Here is an 18,035-nt window from a genome sequence, read left to right on the forward strand (position 1 = left end):
ATCGAGGTTGTCGAGGCGCAGGTTCGTCGTGCTGAGTAGCAGGCCTTGTTGCGCGTGACTGCGGCGAAGGTACCAGGCGGAGAGAGCAGAAGGCGCGAGGCCGCGCGAGCGGGCAATGTCGACCACAGCGGTGTCGTTGGCGGTCGTTGGAAGCGGTGCGATCAGGCCAAGGCCCGCAGTCAGCGTGCCAGGCAGAAACGCGTTGAGACAGTCCAGCGCAAGACTGCGGCGCCTGGCATAGAGCGCCTTCATCCGGCGCAGGTGCCGCAGAAAGTGCCCATCCTCCAGAAACTCCGTGACTGCCAACTGTGTGGTCCGATTCGGAGCCGGCGCCAATACGGCAGCGACCTCGACCAAACGCTCTGCCACCGAGTGTGGCGCGACGATGAAACCGAGACCCAGCGCCGGGCTGATCGTCTTGCTAAACGCGCCGATGTGAATCACGCGCTCCGCGCCTTTACCTGCCGCAAGGGCCGGCGCCGCGCGGCCTTCGAGCTGTAGCTCTCCCAGATAGTCATCTTCGATGATCCAGGCATTCTTTGTCGTCGCCCAGTCGAGCAAGGCGTGTCTTCGTGCTGGCGACATTGTCACGCCAAGCGGTGCGTGCTGGCCCGGTGAAACCAGCGCCAGCAGGGCGTCTGGCGCGCTGGCGATGCCATCTTCCACGCGCAGTCCCTCGGCATCCACGGGGACGGGTTCAACTTCGGCTCCCATCAGTTCCAGCGCGCGCCTTCCCAGCGGGTAACCTGGCTCCTCTATCCATGCCTTGCGTCCGTGCGCGTGCAGTGCCGTCAGCGCAAGCATCAAGCCCTGCCGGTATCCGCTGGTGACGATGATCTGATCGGGATGGCAATGCACGTGCCGGCTGACGGCCAGATAGCTGGCAATCTGGACGCGTAGCTCGGGCTCGCCGCGCGGGTCGGCGTAGGTCGTGAAAGCGATGGCATCGTTGCGTACGGCGCGCGTGCGCATGCGGGCCCAGAGTTTGGCGGGAAACGCGTCATCGGCGGGTACACCCATCTGGAATGGCAGCGGAGCGCTCGAATATGGGCGTGTGAACCCTGCCAACGGCCCGTCGAGTGGCGGTTCCTCGTCTGCTCGCCCGGCCAGCAACCCAGCGCATACTCGGGTGCCTGCAGAGCCAGCGCCGAGCACCAGGTTCTCGGCAATCAACCGATCGTAGACCACGCGGATGGTGCCGCGCGCGACGCCAAGCTGGGTCGCGAGATCCCGGCCAGACGGCAAACGCTGTCCGGGTGCCAGCCGGCCGTCGACGATTGCCAGTCGCAGGCTTGCATGGATCTGGTCGACGATGGGCACGGCTTTGGCACGGTCCAGTTGAATGGAAAACGCTGCGGGCGTATTCGGATCAGTCATCTTGGATCAGTCGTTTCGGTAGTTTTTGGGCCTGTTCCTTCAATGCCCGGCGGAGTAACGTGATGTTTTATGACATGTTCCGCGCCCGACGTCGATATACGGACCGTGCGCCCCGACTGCCCTTTACGTACCTCAATGACAGGAAAGGACCGAGATGACCCGCTTAAACTGGCAAGAGATCGCACCTGACGGTGCGAAGGCTCTGTTTGGTATCCACCACTATGTAACCAAGAAAACGAATCTGCCGGAGGAACTTGTCCACCTTGTGTTCCTTCGCGTTTCGCAGATCAACGGCTGTGCCCACTGCATCGACATGCACAGTCGCGACCTTCGGAAAACCATGTCGATCGACAAGATCACATTGGTACCGGTCTGGGACGAGGTGCACCATCTATTCTCCGACCGGGAACGCGCCGCGCTGGCCTGGGCGGAGGAAGTGACCCGGGTCAGCGAAACGCATGCCTCAGATGAAGCGTATGCCGCTGCCTCGGCTGCGTTCACGCCCAAGGACCTCGTCGACCTCACGATCACAATCGCCGCAATGAATGCGTTTAACCGACTCGGTGCGCCGTTTCGCCTTCCTGTTGCCGCCGCGTCGTGATTCTTCCACAGGCTAATGGGGACTGATGGCTCAGGGGCCGACCGGAGTTTTCTTAGACCCTACGGACGAATTGCGCGCAATCGAGCCGGGTTTTTCGAGGGGCGTCTATTGGCCGGTCTCGGGCGCACGGTATGTCGCACTTGCAGTGCGCTTAGTTGTCGATACGGGCGCGAATCGCCGCAGGATTCTTCGGCTCCCTGTAGCCACCGCTGCCGTGGTATGTCTCTGCACAAAGCCAAAAAGCCTCGTTGCAATGCAGGCAACGGAAATGGTACTCGACGTAGTCATCCCATGCTGCGCCTTTTGAGAGATCAATAAACGGGACGGACACACATGGAGTAGAAGGAATTACCTCTATTAATGTTTGATCCGTGAGGTTCTCCGCTGCGATCTGTATGGCCTTGCGCAGTTCGCTAGGGGATCGGACTGCATAGCGGACACAGACATCCGTACACCGTTCACATGTCATGGGAGAGTTCGTCGAGAATTCGTTATTTCGAGCGCGATCTGATCGTATCGGCCGCATCGACGTTGATTGTCGACGATCTGCAGGGGCGTGCGATGGTCCGCTTCTGGCCGATCTCTGCCCGTGGCCGGAGCCAGGGGGCACCGCTGGCCTTCCGGCCCCAGCATCTTGGTGACAAATTCAGTTCGCGACCAGCAAACGCTTGCCCAGCAAGGGATGGCGCGTAACTGACCGAAATTGCCAGGCGAGTTGACAGATTTACTGGCGCAACGGTGACAAATTTGGTACGGTCTACGACAGCGGCCCGGTCATGTTCTCTCCCGGCAAGTGATGGACGTGGCCACGTCAGACGACGGTTACAGGCACCGTGTTGCCGCTGATGGAGAGCATATCGTGACGCGTCACGAATTCCGCGACAGCAACGTCGGCAGCCCAATACGCTTCGTGAAGATACGGTGGCCATTGCAAGTGGCTGCTGAATCCGCCGTGGTCCTCCTGCCGGGCGAATTTGTCGTGCCAAGCTGTACCGCCGGAAAAGACCCAGCCCGATATAGCTGTGCCTGGGAATTGATCGTGCGTTATGTCAATCAGAATTCCGGAGACGAGGACCCACGCATGAGACTGGTTTTCTCGGAGGTTGGGATGCTCCCAACCACATATATAGGTTCCGGAGTGCCCCAAGTACTTCTCAATGAGCAAGCCGAGAATTGTGGTCGCATCCCCGCAGGCGCCCGCAGGAAAGTACCGTAGCTCCAGCGATGGTTGTGCTTTTGCAAAGAGTTCCAGCCCGCGTCGGCAGGCGACTGTTACTCGTTCGATTTCGGCAAGATTGAGCACGTTCTGTATTAGCGATGGGACCAAGGGCAAAGACGAGGATAGGGGGCCTCTTGATTTCCATGCAATTTACCGGGGCAGCCACATCTAGCACCCACGCGGGTTTCCGGGAGGTACCCGGACAAAATCCCCCAACAATCAACGACTTGCTGTCTGCCGTTTTTCGAACACGCCAAGTTGCTTGATGCAGCACTTTTGTGCCCAGTACGTTGCGCCGCCATTGCATTGCCGCTAACCTCCGCAGTCCGTCTCACGCTTGGAGAGCGCGATGGATTACTGGCGGTTGGCCTATCTGGGAATGCGGCAGATGCCGCGCGAGCTCAGCGAGTTCGAACTTGCCACGTTCTTCTCCTACTCTCCGAAGGAACGGGCGCTAATAGAGGCTCGCCGCAGTCACCTGTACCGTCTTGCCGTCGCTGTCCACATCGGCTTCATCCGCATGACGGGCCGCACGCTGGATGCCTCCAGGCACGTGCCCAGATTTCTCTGGGCTCATGTCGGTGCACAGATCGGGGTACCACCACCGGACATGGGCACGCTGACTGCCCTCTATGACGGGCGCACCGATACCCTGGTGGACCACCAGATGCTCGCATACCAGGCCCTCGGGTTCAGCCCGATCGTCGAGCACCAGCGCCGTTACGTGACTCGCTGGCTTAAGGAGCGACTGGCCGGTCAGCCCAGTCGTATCGAGTTGCTGCATGAACTGAAGCGCTGGCTGTACGAGCACCGCATCCTGATTCCCCATGACCGCGCCCTGAAGCGTCTGATCGGTCAAGCCGTGACGGCCTCCGAGGTAGCACTGACCGAGGCGCTAGTACTTGCCTACGGTGAAGCCTCCCTGGACGCGTGGGGCACATTACTGGCGCGACCGGAAGGCAACCGCCCGAGCCTGCAGCAATGGCTCTGGGCCGTGCCGTTACGGACTTCGACCCATCAAATGGGTGAACTGTTCGACAAGATCAATCGTCTGTACAAGCTGGGGATTCACCACGGCTGGCCAGCGGCGTGCAACGAGGCCGTAGTGCGTCACTATGCCAGACGCTGTGCCAATCGTCCGGCATCAGTCAGCAAGCGCATCGCGCAGCAATCGCGTCGATTGGAGACGGCCTGTTTTCTCCGCTATGCCCTGTGCTCGGCAACGGACCAACTGGCGTCCATGTTGCGGCACTGGATCCGGAAGTCCATCAATGATGCGGGGCGCCTGATCGATGCCGGTCAGGCCGACCCCAGCACGAGGATGCGCGAGTTCGCGACCGCCGTCAAAGCGCTGGCTGAAGATTCCGCCTTGACGCGCGAGGCGCTTTGCCAGCAGTTGGCCGCCCTGGCCGACGCCGCGCTTACCCAGCATCGGCTCAGCCGCGCCAAACTGATCCGTGCCCAGCTATTGTCCAGGCATCGGCCGGCCCGTGCCTTGCTCGCCAGACTAGTGCTGTTGCCTTTCACGTCGCAATCGGCACACCCGGTGACCGAGGCGCTCGCGATGTTGCAGACGCTTTACGCCCGTAACGCTGACTGGCTGCCGGAGCGCTCCGGGATCCAGCTAGGCCGCGCCTGGCAGGCAGCCGCTGGAAGGGCATGACCGCCAGCGGCCACTTGCTGCCTTTGAATGGGGCACCCTTTTGGGCTTGCGGGTGGCGCTGCGCAATGGGTCAGTTTTTCTCGAGCACAGCTTTGCCTTCCGTAGCCAGGCGACGCTCCTGATCGCGAACGACGAATGGCTGGCCAAGCGCAATCACTTTTATGGTCACTTGAAGCTGCCACAGGACGTCAATGCCTTTCTGGGGCCCGTGATCGCACACCTGGACACAGGCCTAGCCCGCCTGCGGGATGCCGCCGTGCGCGGCGAGATCAAGATCGACGAGGCGATCCACATTGACCCGTTGGTGGCAAAGGCCCCGATCGCTTCGGTGGAGGCCCTGCGGCGCGCCTTGTTCGAGCGGCACCCCGGCGGACAGTTGCCCGAGATCCTGTTGGAAATCGACAGCAGCACGCACTTCAGTTGGCTTCTGCTTGGCCGGGAACCCTATGCGCGCACGGAATTGCTGCTGGTCTACGCGGCAGTGCTGGCGCACGGCACGTCGATGTCGGCAGCGGATCTGGCGCGCATGGTGCCGGAGTTGTCGCCCAGCGCGATCCGGCAGATGATGCATCGCATTGCGGACGAGCGAAAGCTGAGGCAAGCTGCTGACGCCGTATTGACCTTCATGCATCAGCATTCGATCGCCGTGCACTGGGGGCGCGCCGATCTGGCGTCGTCGGACATGATGTCACTGGAAACAACACGTACGGTGTGGCGTGCGCGGGCCGATCCGCATCGCCGCACGCCGTCGATCGGCATGTACACACACGTTGGTGATCGTTGGGGGATCTTCTATGACCAGCCGATCCTGCTCAACGAACGGCAGGCCGGCGTGGCAATCGAGGGTGTGATCCGACAAGGCGGCGCCGAAGAAGTAGCGCAACTGGCCGTCGATACGCATGGTTTTATTGTTACGTGGACATTGTCATCTTTCCGCCATAGGTAAGGCCTATAGATAAGGACAGATACGTCGCCTGCCAGCCAGGCGGCACTGCCGACCGATAAACGGCGAACCGGGAGACCCCTGCGTTTATGCGCCGGGAGCTAATCGGCGCTTCGAAAGGAGTCTGCCATGGCCGTTCGCAACACCCTTTTTCCAAATGGGCAAAGAAGCGTCTTGCTGCTGGATGACGCTGGCGAACCTGTTCAGGTCGTCAATGACTACCTGCGACACCTTGCGGCACGAAACTGTTCGCCAAACACGCTGATTGCCTATGCCCACGATCTGCAACACCTGTGGCGCTTCCTCACGCAACAGCGACTGGAGTGGCAAGAGTTCAGGGTGTGGCATACCGTCGAACTTCTTGGTTATCTGAGATCGGTCCGGATTCCATTGTCGCCTCGCCGGCGTTCGATCGCCGAGGCGCTGACGATCGACGGAAGGGCAATGGCGCAACTGGCCCCGGCCACTGTCAACCGGATACTTGCAGCCGTCTCGTCGTTCTATGATTTTGCAATTCTCTCGGCCCAACTGGACAGCGCTAACCCGCTTGAGAAGACGCTTGATCACCAACAGCAGCGCGTAACCAGTAGGCATCGACCTTTCATGGACGGCGCGAGCCGCCAAAGGCCGTTGCGCAGGCGGGTGTCCGTAAAGACCGTGGATCGATTGCCTCGTCCGATGTCCGATGAACAGATCGACGCGCTCTTCGCGGAGCTTCATTGCCAGCGTGACCGGGCGATTCTGCGATTGATGCTGGATGGTGGGTTACGGCCAGGAGAAGCATTGGGCCTGCATTTGGAAGACGTCCGGTACGGCCAGCGTCGCATCATGGTGCGATATCGCAACGATCATCCGAAGGGCGTACGGGCTAAGTCACGCTTCGAACGCGTCGTTGATCTGCACGATCCCACCACGCTGGAAATCGTGAACATGTACGTCATGACCGAAAGGCCGAACGACGGGGACAGTCCCTTCGTATTTCTCGTCGGTGGCGCCGGGAGGCGTCGGCTCGAACCACCCGGCTATCCTGCCTTGTTCAAGCTGTTCATCAGGGCTTGTGAGCGAGCCAAAATTCGGGAACCATGGGTAACGCCGCACAGCCTGCGACACACCCATGCCACGCGTATGTGGGAGGCGGGTATGCGTGAGCTGACGCTCCAGAAGCGGCTCGGCCATGCATCCCCAGAGTCGACGCGCATCTACACCCGTATCTCCGATCGACAGGTCGTCGCCGATTATCGACAAGCGCTGGGTCTTGATCATGTCGAACCGATGAGCGGCGTTCCGCTGACCACCTGAACGATCTAGGATCGATGCCGCGACCGACAAACGTTGCAGCGAAACCGCTCGATACACCACATCGAGTTGGTTCGTATTGCTCCGAGTCTGAATATGCAGAGTTTGCCAATGCGCTGCCCGGGTCTCCCACCCGATCCCGCCGCAGGCTTAATGACATGCGCCGCTTCGTACGTCGCTGGCCGGACCTTCGAAGCTGGTTTGCGGAGCCCCTTGCCGTCCGTGTCGGCAGTGTGCCTGCGAGAAATCAATATGGGCTTGATGCCGAAATTTCCCACACTGGACGGCCGTTTCTTCTGTTCCTGGGGCTTCGCGGTTTCGTGCAGTTCGACTATCCATGGCTCTTCGCCAGCAGCCCGCTGTTCGTTCCGGAGACAGCGCGAGAAATGGGGCTGGATCTAGGTATCGACGCCCTCTGGCGTGATGCCCAGCGCCTTGGCTTTGGCAAGTTCGGTATCGACGCAACGTTGCGCTGGACTGTGAGTCGGGTGATATTGCATACCGGATGCCTCGACGTATCGATGCTCAGCGGAGCCCATGTGGATGAACTACGCGCAGGCGTGGCGGCGTTCCTTGCCAGCCGCGACCTTCACGAGTTCTATCCGAGCGCCTCAAGCAACTTCGAGGCTTGCCGAAAGAGCTGGACGCTGCGTGTGAATCAGCTTGAGTTGCTGCTGTTCCATCGAGGGCAACTGGATGCACAGCCGAAGAAGTTCATGCGCAGCATCAAGGAACGAACGCCCGTTGTCCCGCGCATGCAGGCGGTGGTGGAGCGCTGGCTCGAGGCGCGTAGCGCTACTGACCGGCCGCTAAGCGTGCAGAAATTCGAGCTCGCGCTGTATCGGTTTATGGTGTGGCTGAACAATGAACGGCCGGCGGTGAAAAGCTTTGCGCAGGTCACGCGAGACGATGTCCTGGAGTATCTGGTGGCGTTATCGGAGCAGCCGAGCCCGCGAACGGGGCAGCCCTTGGGCATACTGGCTCGACGCGGGCATGTTTCCGCGCTCTCACAATTCTTTCGCAACACTGCTGCATGGGAATGGGATGACACACCGGGGCGCCCATTGCTCGGCTCTGGAGATCTGCCGAAGATGCCGGTGCGAGTGCCTCGATTCATTCCAGCCAATGAGCTCGCGCGTCTGATGGTTGCCGTCGGTAACCTGGAGTGTCCGTATCAACGTACCGCTCTGCTCATCGCCCGATGGACCGGGGCTCGAAAGGGGGAGATTCAGCGACTGTCCGTCGATTGCCTCGATAGCTATCCCGATGGTACGGCCCGTCTGCGCTTACCAGCGGGCAAAACATATCGCGAACGCGTCGTGCCGTTGCATGAAGAAGCGGCAATTGAACTGAGGAAGTTGATCGCCCAACGAAATCAGAGGCGCGAGCGCGCACTGACCGATGAACTCACGGGAACACCGACGCGATACGTATTCATGGAGCACGGCAGACTGCTCTCGTGTGCTTACCTCTTCCAGGCATCGTTGAAACTCGCCTGCGAAGTCGCCGGCACTATCGATGAGAAGGGCCGTCGGACCATCAGCCCTCATCGCTTCCGTCACACCGTCGGTACGCAACTGGCCGAGCGGGGTGCGAAGCTGCACACGATCATGAGCATACTGGGGCATCGTAGTGCATCAATGTCGCTTGTCTATGCCCAGATCAGCGATCGTGAGGTATTACGCGACTACAAGGCTGTTCTGGAGCCCGGAGCAATCCTTGCGGGTCCCGCTGCGGCGCAGCTCCGCGGCGGGACCTTGCCGAAGTCCTCCGTAGATTGGCTAAAGTGCAACTTCTTCAAGACCGAACTGGAACTCGGTCATTGTTTGCGCTTGCCGGCCGAGGGACCTTGCGAGTGCGATATGTACTTGACGTGCGCGAAGTTCGTGACGACGCCGGCATACATGCCACGACTGAAAGAACGCCGCAAGCTCGAAATGACGCTGGCTAAGGATGCACAGGCACGCGGTTGGCCCAAGGAACGAGAGCGGCATTTGGCCATCGCCAGACGCATTGAGCAACTTCTGATCGATTTGGGGGAGTCAGGAAAGGACTCAGACTGACGCTGATCCGGTTGGGACGTCAGTCGCCTGACTGGCAAAAAACGCGACTTGTCCATATAAATACCGATTTCGCGATGAGCCAGTCCCGTCTGCTGGGTTTTGATCTGTGCCCTCGGCTTGCGCACTTGCGTGACAGGCGCCTGCACGTGCCCAGATGGCACGACGTGCCGCCCGAGTTGGCCGCTGTTACTGACGACGACATCCGACTGACCCTCATCGAGCCGGCCTGGGATGAGTTGGTCCGCATCGCGGCCTCTGTTCAGAGTGGGCAGTGCACGGCTGTCCAGGCGCTCACGCGATTCGGTGCAGCCGCGCGCGGGCAGCCTGTCTACGAGGCCGGCGTGCATCTCGGTCGGTTGTTTCGCACAATCTTCCTGATCGACTATTTCACCATACCCGCGTTCCGCCATGAGATGCAGCATGTGCTGAACCGCGGCGAAGCCGTCCATGTGGTCCAGCGGGCTATCCATCACGGCAAGATCCCTGTCGAACTGACGCGGCACGATGCGTCGCTGGCAGCCGTGTCCTCAGCCCTGACTTTGCTTGCCAATGCCCTGATGGCCTGGAACACCGTCTATCTTTAGCGCGCTGTGCAGGCAATGGAGAGCAGCGGCATGCCGTCGATCCGGCGCTGTATCCCTACTTATCGCCTTTAGGGTGGGAGCAACCTAACCGGCGACTACGTATAGCGCATTAGCCATAAATAGGCAGGAAAGTTTCGCCCCTTGAGTCGTCTAGCAGAGCAGGCATCATAGAATTCGATTTGCCCGGCACCAGATAACACCAATCTTTCCGAGGCATTACATTTCGTTATCACCCCACGTGAAGGTGGGCGGCTAGAAATAGAATATATGGATGCTGGAGAGGTCGGACCCGCGAAGGTGCTGGGCCGCGGAGCCGTGCTGGACAGCATCCAGGCGATCACATCGCGGGTTCGGCGCCCCCCCGGCTCAAATTTTGGTGGACAGGATGCCTCAAGTTCGGACCGGTGCCGACAGTTGCGCGATCTGCTGGCGAACCCGGCATCCCAGTCACACGATGCGTTACGCGCCCGCCTGCTAAGCGAATGACCATGAACCACTCGGCCGTGCAAGATTTCTTGTGGGACGTCATTATCGTCGGCGGCGGGCCTGCCGGACTCAATGCGGCCCTGGTGTTGGGTCGCTGCCGCCGGCGGGTTCTAATTTTCGATGACGGAAAGCCTCGCAATGCGGTGTCGCATGCGCTGCATGGGTTCCTAAGCCGGGATGGAGTCGACCCTGCGCAACTGCGCGCGATCGGCAGAGAGCAGCTCGCTTTATACCCGTCGGTCACTCTCGATGCAGAGCAGGTAGTGGATGCCGCGCGGACGGAAACCGGATTCACGGTGTGTACCTCGGACGGCCGCGAGTTCCGCGCGCGCAAGCTGCTGTTGTCTGCCGGTGTTGTCGACGTCCTGCCTGAGGCGCCTGGTTTCGCCGAACTTTACGGCAGGGGCGTGTTCCATTGTCCGTACTGCGATGGTTGGGAAATGCGTGACCAGCCGCTAGCCGTCTACGGGCGTGGAGACGACAAGGGCGCCGGACTGGCGCTCGAAATGAAGCTCTGGAGCCAGGATGTCGTCTTGTGCAGCGACGGCCCGAGCGACCTCACCCCCGAGTGCGGCCAACGGCTTCGACGGCATGGCATCGCACTGCGGGAGGAGAGGATCCTGCGTCTGGACATTGGCAGCCGTCTTCCGTACCGTGCATCCTTCGACATTGTATTCGACTCCGGACCGTGCCTGCACCGCGCTGGCTTGTTCTTTAACACCACCAGATGCCAGTCTACGGACCTTGCCAAGCGCCTGGGGTGCGACAGGTACGACCCCCAAGGATGCGAGGTGGAGAGCCACCAGCAGGCTACCCATGTACCGGGTCTGTACGTCGCAGGAGATGCATCACGCGACGTCCTGCAGGCGATCGTCGCGGCCAGCGAGGGGGCGCAGGCCGCGATCGGCATCAACACTGAGTTGCTCCAAGAGGATCTCGCCTGACCCATTTTTTGGCGCCGACTGCGAGGGTGTTCTGGACCGGGCCGCGCTTTGTCGTGATGTGCGCGCGCTACTTGTTCGACGCTGACCTCTGCGGCGACTTGGGCGCGCTGAAGCCAGCTTCGGATGCCGGGACATCGTGAAGGGATGAGCCGGCGGCCAGGAGCAGGATGGAGGTGCCCGAATTCCGTCCACTGTTCCCAGGAGGTCCTCCATGACACCGCTCCGCGAACGCATGCTGCACGACATGCAGATCCGCAACCTCGCTGCCAAAGGTTCAAGTACTGGTGCGGGCGTGATAGAGCGCTGGCTTGTCCGACCCAGTCGGCAAGTGTCGAGCGGCTCAACTCGACGCCATCCCGCGCGTATATCGCCGCCCTGCGTTCAACGCCTTCGATGGAACGGGGTAGCTCCCGTTAGTGCGAATCGCCTTTCATGCTCTCGGCTTCGATCGCGGCATGTAGTTCCTCAAATGCCTCGATTGGCTCCATGTCCTGATCGACGAACGCGGCCGCGCGCTCTGCGGCGGCCAGCGCGTCGTCCTGTTCAAGTAGTGACGAATTTCCGAGTTTTGCTCGGCGGTGAGTGGGAGCCCTCGAAAAGTGGGGTCCGTGTTGTGATGGATCTTGGTCAGGGCTGCCGGCAACTGCAGGCTTTGCCTGGCCGCCTGGAGCTTCTGGACGAGTTCGCTGGTTCGCGTGAACAGCACGCGGTAGCCGGCGTCGATCAGCGCATGGCCGATCGCTGACCCAAGATGGCTCTTGCCGCCACCTGGCGGACCGAAGATCAGGACGTTGGCCCCTTTGTCGAGCCAGGAGTCACCGATGGCCAGCGCCATGACGTGGGCCTTGGAGACCATCGGTACTGCATTGAAGTCGAAGCTGGCCAACGTCTTGGTCGGGTCCAGGCGAGATTCCGTGCGCTGTCGTTCGATACGACGCTTCGCTCGCTCGGCCAACTCATGCTCGAGCAAGGCACCCAGCAGCCGGGTTGCCTGCCAGCCTTCCTTGTCGGCACGCTGCGCGAACTCCGGCCAGAGGCGGCCGATGGTTGGCAGGCGCAGGTCATTGAGCATCAGGGTCAGACGCGCGGTGTCGTAGGTGATAGGCATGTTCATGCTGCTACCCCCTCACTGAGCAACGCGTCATAGCAGCTCGCCGGTGGCATCTCGACATTGACCACCGGGCAATCGGCCTGCCGGGGCGCAAACTCCTCGCGCAAGGCCTCCAGTTCAGGTAACCCACCGTTAGCGAGCAGGCCAGATTCTCAACGAATGCGACCCAGGTCTCAAATTGCATTATCGCCATGTTCGCTACCCCAGGCTGGCATGTCGGTCATTCTTAAGCCATGTTTGATCACAACAAAGGCATGCTTGGGATCCTTGCGGTTTCGGTCCAGACGTGGCGGTGCGGGATAAAGTCCTCGGTTCAACTGGTTGTCCGGCAAGCTCGCAGCGCGGTGGCAAACGGCGCCACATGGACGCATACTGGCCTGCGCCTTTAAGAATGCGCTGCGCATCATTCAGATTTGGCGGATTCAGCTTCTCGGGTTGCCGGCCAATCGCACGCGACCGCACCAATTCGAGAAACTTCTCCGTAGTCGGCCAGTGCCGTTCATCGGCGGCCACGTTATAGGCGCCAAAATATGCGATACCGAAAACCGCTGTGGCAAGAACAAGCAGCAACTCCACGATCGAACGGACGAAAGTTCTCATTGCTACTCTGCGTCAAATGCAAACCTGCTTACGTGCGTCGGGTGTGAGTGTACTGACGTAACATTCTGCCCGCCTGGAGTCGCCTTGGACGCGGTCGGGGGGCACTCAGGATTAAGCCGACGCACTCGCTAGCGTTCGATCTAGCGCTCCCTCATTGCGCGGCAATGGGGCGGCGACCGCTTCGTAGTTCGACGCGGCATTCGATTTCGCTATTGACAGTCGTGAGGATGCGACTATGACGATGCGTCCGTCAAGTGAAAACCACGCCTGATTTGACGCATAGCATCCGCCCGCAGGCGGCCGACGACCGCTGGCGGGCTCCGTTCGTCAGCCCATTCAGAGCCGACGATGCATACAGGGGCCGCGCTTGGCGTCCAGACGTAAAACGCACCCGCGCCAAGAATCGGAATCCTTCTGATACCCGAGTTTTTCGCAAGCTGGACCGTATATCAGGAGAGAAACATCCATGTCGTGCTCGGCTTGAGCCGTACGCTCGGATACCGTCGTGCATCCAACTACCATCATGATACTAATCAGAATAAAGAAACGCATTTCTTTCACCATTAACTTTAAAACTGGCACATAAAGTAAAACAATCGCCGAGTCGCTTTTAAAGAAGAAATGTCATCGAGCGAACGGCGCAGGCGACTCGCTGAATTTAATTTAGGCCGAGGTTGCTATAGCACCAAGTAGTTATTGAAATATTCCGAATAGAGACGGTAGTGGTGGATTACAAAACCATTACGGTACGGTAATTATACCGTCTGATAAACCGTTGCCGGCACACGACGCCGTTATTGATCAGCGCGCGACGCTCGCTTAGTATCATGCTGATCTCATCCGAACAGCTTTCGCATCAGCTCATGCTCCTCGCAGACTCGCGCATTAACGCGCCGTCAGAACGTCGGCAGGACGGACGGTATGCCCTGCGGTTCCGGCTGATGGCGTCGAACCGTCCCGCCTCAAGTGAAAAATGGCACCGGACGACCAGAGCCTTTGGTGCGCGATTTTCCCTTGTCAAGTCCGGTCGCGAATCACAGGAGAACGCTGCACTGCGGTCTATGCTCAATTTGTGGCAACTGCCCGCCGTCGGGAAGAAGTGCGTTGATCCATTTTCCTTCATACTGAACCTCTCCGGCAGGGCCACCCGCTATTGTTGCGCGCTCGCTGGAGAGATCCTTGCTAACACGGCGACATACGTTATTGTTGTACGGTTTCGTCAAGCAGTCGAATATCCATTTGACGGGCTTAGGTAAAGCATCGCCGACATAGTTTAAAACCAAACTCAGTGGTCGCCATAAAGTACGAACGATCATGGAACTTGTCCTCGAACCTGTCTCCGAAGTGGTGGAATTCGAACGCGTGCTATCCAACTTAGCCCGACTCGGATTCTTGGTAGCTTGGGAGTGCCTACCTGATGGCTCGTACCTCATCGAAGTCAAGGATGAACTATTGGAAGAGCTTTCTGGTTTTCCGCAATTCGTGCGGAAGCAGCGACTTTGATGGTGTTGCAGCGCGGGATTGGAGCACCCAAGTTAACCTCAATCTTTCAGGATCATTACATTTATGCTCCTATTCGGCCTGCGACCTACGTCGGGGAATAAAATGCAATCGGAAAACGCTTCGGATAGAAGATTCGATCCGCTACTTGTGATGTAAGGACGGGAATGAACTCAGGCATGCCGTTATCCATATCCGTTGGCGTGGCCCTCTGCCTTGCGCCTGGACAGATGTGGGCGATACAACTGGCATGGGTTGCCGAGACTCCTGCTGGACTCGGCATTGAAGGAATCAAGGCCGAAGGCCTCGACGGAGGGGATGAGGTCCAACTATTGGCGTTGGCGGCCAATCCCCGGCATCACTTGATGAAGCACGTTACGCCGCCGAAGGCTACGAACCTCCCGACGGACCGGTCGGAACGGCATCTGCGCCGGACAGTCAACAGGCGGGTTGCGAAGATGACAAGAAGACAAGGTCCATTGAACCCGTTGTTCCCAAAAATAGTGGACCCAATGCGCCCTAGTGCAGGACCATAACATGGAGATCTAAACGATGAAACAAAAGCTGATGGTCGGAGCCTTCATTGCTGCCGTATCGCTGACTGCGGCCGCGGTCGATATGAGCAATGTCGTAAAAACCTACGAATTGCAGGATGGTTCGAAAGTGCACGTCTTCAAGGACGGCAAGATGGGCATGGAGAACAAGTTTGGCAAGTCCATGAGCATGCCCGAAGGAAAGGTCATGGAGACCAAGGACGGCACGAAAATCATCATGAAGGGCAATGAGATTTTCAGGCTTGACGAAGCCCTCAAGAAGGGCCACAGCGAAGGGGGCTAATCTGACAAGGGCGCTTTAAGCGCCCTACTTGGCCCACTCAGGGAGCGCAGAAACAAAGATCCGCAACGGTTTCGTTGCCTGTATTCTCCATTCCTGCCGTTCCCCCGCAAGCAAATGAATCGTCACGGGCTGACTATTCGCCATCGGCGTTATGGCTTCACTCTGGGATAGCACGACAGCGATGTCGATGCTTTTGTCACCCAGGTTTCGCAAGCTGAGCGAAACCGTCTCACCGGTCCGGACGGCACGGCTCGCAGGCTGGCCGTCGAGATGGTCCACTTCCACCACCCACTCCGTCGCCGGCAATGTCTTCCCTGACGCGCCGGGCGCCAGATATGCGGCCGCCGCAGGATGCACGCCCGGCACGGGAATGATGTGTGCGTGAGCGACAAGCCCGGACAACCCCGCCAGCCCAAAAATTCCAAACTTGATTCGACGCAACGTTATCTCCTTCTCAGTAGAAAAGTTGAAACACAAACTGCGGTCACGTGCATCTGTGTCCCGGCGATAGCGGCCCGGTACGGTAACGCGCCCCGGTGGGGCCCCCCTTTGACCGCGCGCGCTCGTGTGGGATCAGGTCAGTCCGATGCGACCATGCGGGAAAGTCATGGTGAAACGGGTTCTTCCGCCGGAAGACGACGCGGCAATATTTCCGCCATGCGCAACAACGATCGCCTTCGTGATCGACAGCCCCAGCCCGACACTGTCTGAATCCAGTCGCGCCCTTGACTTGTCGGCCCGATAAAACCGATCAAAGATATAAGGAAGCAGATCCGGCCGGATCTCCTCGCCTTCATTCTCCACCACAATCATGGCAGTTGTACCCTGCTCCCGCACAGAAACCATGATCTGACGGCCCTCCGCGGTGTAACGCAGCGCATTAGACAAGAGGTTGCTGAGCGCCCGACGCACCATCAGGCGATCTCCCGTGATTCGGGCATTGCCGTGAAGTTGCAGGTTGACGCCCTTGTCCTCGGCCAGCGCGTCGTAGAAGTCGAAGAGTGCCTGGACCTCGTCGGCAATGTCGATCGATTCCTCGTTGGGCAGCGTAATGCCGTGCTCCATTTTTGCCAGGTACAGCATATCCGAGACCATCCGTCCAAGACGCTGAAACTCCTCGGCGTTTGAGGTGAGCACGTCACGATACTTTGCAGCGTCACGCGGCTGGGCCAGAACGACATGTGTCTGCGTCATGAGGTTGGTAATCGGGGTGCGCAACTCGTGCGCCAGATCTGACGAAAACTCGGACAATCGTTGAAAGTCGTTCTGCAGACGCTCGAGCATCGCGTTCAATGTCGCCGCGAGATCCGCCATCTCAACCGGCACCGCAGCCACCGGCATGCGCGCATCTAACCTGTTCGCCGTCACATCTTTCGCGCGCGATGCCATCATGCGCAGTGGCGCAAGACCGCGGCGTGCGGCCCACCAGCCCAGCAAGCCGCTGGCGAAGGCGGCAAGCATTGTATAGAAAGCCAAGGACCGGCGGAAAGCATGCATGAAGTGTGCATGAATCTCAGTGTCCATTCCGACGACTATTTTCAAAGCGCCGGCGCCTAACATGGGAACTTCCGCGCGCATGCCGCGGTAGTACTTGGCTTCCTGCTGCCACACGAAGGTGCCTTCGTAGGTCAGCCCCTCGTTCGTAGCGCTCTCCGCCGGCCTGAAATCGAAATCCCGCGTGGCAAAAAGCATCTTGCCTTGAGCGGTCTGCACCCGCGCGACAAAGCCCGGATGGTGTTCCACCAGCTCCCGCAGGCGCGCAGGCAAACGATCCACAGGCGTTTCATGCGCGACGCGTTCAATCAGACGGATGTTGTCACCCAGCACCACAAAATCTTCATTGGCAAAATGCCTCTCCATCGCCAGCCAGATGAGCACTCCGAGTCCGAGCAGGACGACTGCAGAAGACAGCGAGAACAGGATGGTCAGCCGAACAGTCAGAGACAGACGGTGCCTCATAACGGATCCTCGGGCGCCTCGAGTACGTATCCCATGCCGCGCACGGTCTGGATCAGTTTTACCTCAAAGCCGTCATCGATTTTTGCCCGCAGGCGCCGGATCGCCACGTCGATCACGTTGCTGTCGCTGTCGAAGTTCATGTCCCACACCTGGGAGGCAATGAGGGATCGGGGCAGCACCTCCCCCCTTCGACGCGCAAACAACTCGAGCAAGGCGAATTCCTTGCTGGTCAGCGTGATGCGTCGGCCACCGCGAGAAGCCCGTCGCCGGCTCAGGTCCAGAATCAGATCGGCAACCTGAATCCGGTCCATTGCCAACTGCACCGCGCCTCGACGCAGCAGCGTCCTGACCCTGGCAAGCAGCTCTGAAAAAGCAAATGGCTTGACCAGATAATCGTCCGCCCCGAGTTCCAGGCCTCGCACGCGATCAGCAACACTGTCTCGCGCTGTCAGAAACAAGACAGGGACCGCGTTCCCTGACGCGCGGATGGCATGCAGGATATGCCATCCGTCGACGTCGGGCAGCATGACATCGAGGACGATGAGATCGTAGGTTTCGTTGACCGCGAGATGTTGACCATCGAGTCCATTGGCGATCAGGTCGACCACGAACCCCGCCTCGGTTAGGCCTTGCCGGAGATATTCTCCCGTCTTGATTTCATCTTCCACTACCAGCAGCTTCATTGCCCAGCCTCCTCCCAACCCGATCGACCGGGTTTTGTTAATACAAATGTTATCTTCGGCGTAGTCTACCCAGTACGCACCGAGGTGACCCCAACCTGTCCGGAATGTAATATTCAGGTAAGTCGTCGGTAGCCAGCATCTCGCTACTCTTTGATCTGCCGCAAAACCG

Annotated in this window: 13 protein-coding genes and 5 pseudogenes; 8 read left to right on the forward strand and 10 right to left on the reverse strand. The window is 59.4% G+C overall.

Annotated features, from left to right (window positions below):
• Nucleotides 1-1,377, reverse strand: a 1,377-nt coding sequence (locus tag ABDB81_RS07725) for a PLP-dependent aminotransferase family protein (RefSeq protein WP_346810575.1), incomplete at its 3' end; no start/stop codon positions are given.
• 154 nt (nt 1,378-1,531) lie between these two features.
• Here ABDB81_RS07725 and ABDB81_RS07730 point away from each other — a divergent pair.
• Nucleotides 1,532-1,978 carry a carboxymuconolactone decarboxylase family protein gene (locus ABDB81_RS07730; RefSeq protein ID WP_029306687.1) on the forward strand — a complete coding sequence of 149 codons (447 nt, stop codon included), beginning with the start codon at nt 1,532-1,534 and terminating at the stop codon, nt 1,976-1,978.
• An 811-nt stretch (nt 1,979-2,789) separates the two neighbouring features.
• On the opposite strand, the gene ABDB81_RS07735 is transcribed toward ABDB81_RS07730, so the two are convergent.
• Nucleotides 2,790-3,281 (reverse strand): hypothetical protein, encoded by a 492-nt coding sequence (locus ABDB81_RS07735; protein WP_137928051.1) that lies wholly within the window; start codon nt 3,279-3,281, stop codon nt 2,790-2,792.
• Nucleotides 3,282-3,546: 265 nt separating this feature from the next.
• Between ABDB81_RS07735 and ABDB81_RS07740 the strand changes: the two are divergent.
• The 5 genes and pseudogenes from ABDB81_RS07740 to ABDB81_RS07760 form a co-directional block, all read left to right on the forward strand.
• Nucleotides 3,547-5,761: pseudogene (locus tag ABDB81_RS07740) on the forward strand (Tn3 family transposase); the annotation flags it as partial.
• A gap of 171 nt (nt 5,762-5,932) precedes the next feature.
• Nucleotides 5,933-7,102, forward strand: a complete 1,170-nt coding sequence (locus ABDB81_RS07745) for a tyrosine-type recombinase/integrase (protein ID WP_137928052.1) — start codon at nt 5,933-5,935, stop codon at nt 7,100-7,102.
• Nucleotides 7,103-7,257: 155 nt separating this feature from the next.
• Nucleotides 7,258-9,162: a tyrosine-type recombinase/integrase gene (locus tag ABDB81_RS07750; protein WP_137928053.1), complete on the forward strand. Its 1,905-nt coding sequence runs from the start codon at nt 7,258-7,260 to the stop codon at nt 9,160-9,162.
• 62 nt (nt 9,163-9,224) lie between these two features.
• Nucleotides 9,225-9,743 (forward strand): annotated as a pseudogene (locus tag ABDB81_RS07755) (Tn3 family transposase); the annotation flags it as partial.
• A 491-nt stretch (nt 9,744-10,234) separates the two neighbouring features.
• Nucleotides 10,235-11,176, forward strand: coding sequence for an NAD(P)/FAD-dependent oxidoreductase (locus ABDB81_RS07760; protein ID WP_171020518.1), 942 nt, complete (start codon nt 10,235-10,237; stop codon nt 11,174-11,176).
• Nucleotides 11,177-11,463: 287 nt separating this feature from the next.
• Here ABDB81_RS07760 and ABDB81_RS07765 read toward each other — a convergent pair.
• The 5 genes and pseudogenes from ABDB81_RS07765 to ABDB81_RS07785 all read right to left on the reverse strand — a co-directional run.
• Nucleotides 11,464-11,562 (reverse strand): annotated as a pseudogene (locus tag ABDB81_RS07765) (transposase); the annotation flags it as partial.
• Between the two features lie 27 nt (nt 11,563-11,589).
• Nucleotides 11,590-11,798: pseudogene (locus ABDB81_RS07770) on the reverse strand (hypothetical protein).
• 15 nt (nt 11,799-11,813) lie between these two features.
• Nucleotides 11,814-12,290, reverse strand: a pseudogene (locus tag ABDB81_RS07775) (ATP-binding protein); the annotation flags it as partial.
• A gap of 195 nt (nt 12,291-12,485) precedes the next feature.
• Nucleotides 12,486-12,887, reverse strand: a complete 402-nt coding sequence (locus ABDB81_RS07780) for a hypothetical protein (protein WP_137928054.1) — start codon at nt 12,885-12,887, stop codon at nt 12,486-12,488.
• Between the two features lie 1,034 nt (nt 12,888-13,921).
• Nucleotides 13,922-14,203 (reverse strand): hypothetical protein, encoded by a 282-nt coding sequence (locus ABDB81_RS07785; RefSeq protein WP_137928055.1) that lies wholly within the window; start codon nt 14,201-14,203, stop codon nt 13,922-13,924.
• Here ABDB81_RS07785 and ABDB81_RS07790 point away from each other — a divergent pair.
• The gene (locus ABDB81_RS07790) at nt 14,202-14,390 is read left to right on the forward strand and encodes a hypothetical protein (RefSeq protein ID WP_137928056.1); all 189 of its coding nucleotides are present in this window, start codon (nt 14,202-14,204) and stop codon (nt 14,388-14,390) included. The two genes, ABDB81_RS07785 and ABDB81_RS07790, sit on opposite strands and share 2 nt — an antisense overlap.
• Nucleotides 14,391-14,939: 549 nt before the next feature.
• Nucleotides 14,940-15,224 carry a periplasmic Cu(I)/Cu(II)-binding protein CopK gene (gene copK, locus ABDB81_RS07795; protein WP_029307141.1) on the forward strand — a complete coding sequence of 95 codons (285 nt, stop codon included), beginning with the start codon at nt 14,940-14,942 and terminating at the stop codon, nt 15,222-15,224.
• Between the two features lie 24 nt (nt 15,225-15,248).
• Here the strand turns inward: copK and ABDB81_RS07800 are convergent, their stop codons facing one another.
• From ABDB81_RS07800 to ABDB81_RS07810, 3 genes are all read right to left on the reverse strand, one after another.
• Nucleotides 15,249-15,665 (reverse strand): copper resistance protein CopN, encoded by a 417-nt coding sequence (locus tag ABDB81_RS07800; RefSeq protein ID WP_237381003.1) that lies wholly within the window; start codon nt 15,663-15,665, stop codon nt 15,249-15,251.
• A 132-nt stretch (nt 15,666-15,797) separates the two neighbouring features.
• The gene (locus tag ABDB81_RS07805) at nt 15,798-17,183 is read right to left on the reverse strand and encodes a heavy metal sensor histidine kinase (protein ID WP_137928058.1); all 1,386 of its coding nucleotides are present in this window, start codon (nt 17,181-17,183) and stop codon (nt 15,798-15,800) included.
• Nucleotides 17,180-17,866 (reverse strand): heavy metal response regulator transcription factor, encoded by a 687-nt coding sequence (locus ABDB81_RS07810; protein WP_137928059.1) that lies wholly within the window; start codon nt 17,864-17,866, stop codon nt 17,180-17,182. The genes ABDB81_RS07805 and ABDB81_RS07810 overlap by 4 nt, the downstream gene beginning before the upstream one ends.
• Nucleotides 17,867-18,035 lie beyond the last annotated feature (169 nt).

The sequence above is a fragment of the Cupriavidus sp. DL-D2 genome (assembly GCF_039710735.1).
Lineage (GTDB): Bacteria > Pseudomonadota > Gammaproteobacteria > Burkholderiales > Burkholderiaceae > Cupriavidus.

Coding starts and splice junctions, on each gene's coding strand:
- copK (WP_029307141.1), top strand. CDS start 14,940: ATGAAACAAAAGCTGATGGTCGGAGCCTTCATTGCTGCCGTATCGCTG.
- ABDB81_RS07730 (WP_029306687.1), top strand. CDS start 1,532: ATGACCCGCTTAAACTGGCAAGAGATCGCACCTGACGGTGCGAAGGCT.
- ABDB81_RS07750 (WP_137928053.1), top strand. CDS start 7,258: ATGCGCCGCTTCGTACGTCGCTGGCCGGACCTTCGAAGCTGGTTTGCG.
- ABDB81_RS07810 (WP_137928059.1), bottom strand. CDS start 17,866: ATGAAGCTGCTGGTAGTGGAAGATGAAATCAAGACGGGAGAATATCTC.
- ABDB81_RS07745 (WP_137928052.1), top strand. CDS start 5,933: ATGGCCGTTCGCAACACCCTTTTTCCAAATGGGCAAAGAAGCGTCTTG.
- ABDB81_RS07790 (WP_137928056.1), top strand. CDS start 14,202: ATGGAACTTGTCCTCGAACCTGTCTCCGAAGTGGTGGAATTCGAACGC.
- ABDB81_RS07785 (WP_137928055.1), bottom strand. CDS start 14,203: ATGATCGTTCGTACTTTATGGCGACCACTGAGTTTGGTTTTAAACTAT.
- ABDB81_RS07780 (WP_137928054.1), bottom strand. CDS start 12,887: ATGAGAACTTTCGTCCGTTCGATCGTGGAGTTGCTGCTTGTTCTTGCC.
- ABDB81_RS07760 (WP_171020518.1), top strand. CDS start 10,235: ATGAACCACTCGGCCGTGCAAGATTTCTTGTGGGACGTCATTATCGTC.
- ABDB81_RS07805 (WP_137928058.1), bottom strand. CDS start 17,183: ATGAGGCACCGTCTGTCTCTGACTGTTCGGCTGACCATCCTGTTCTCG.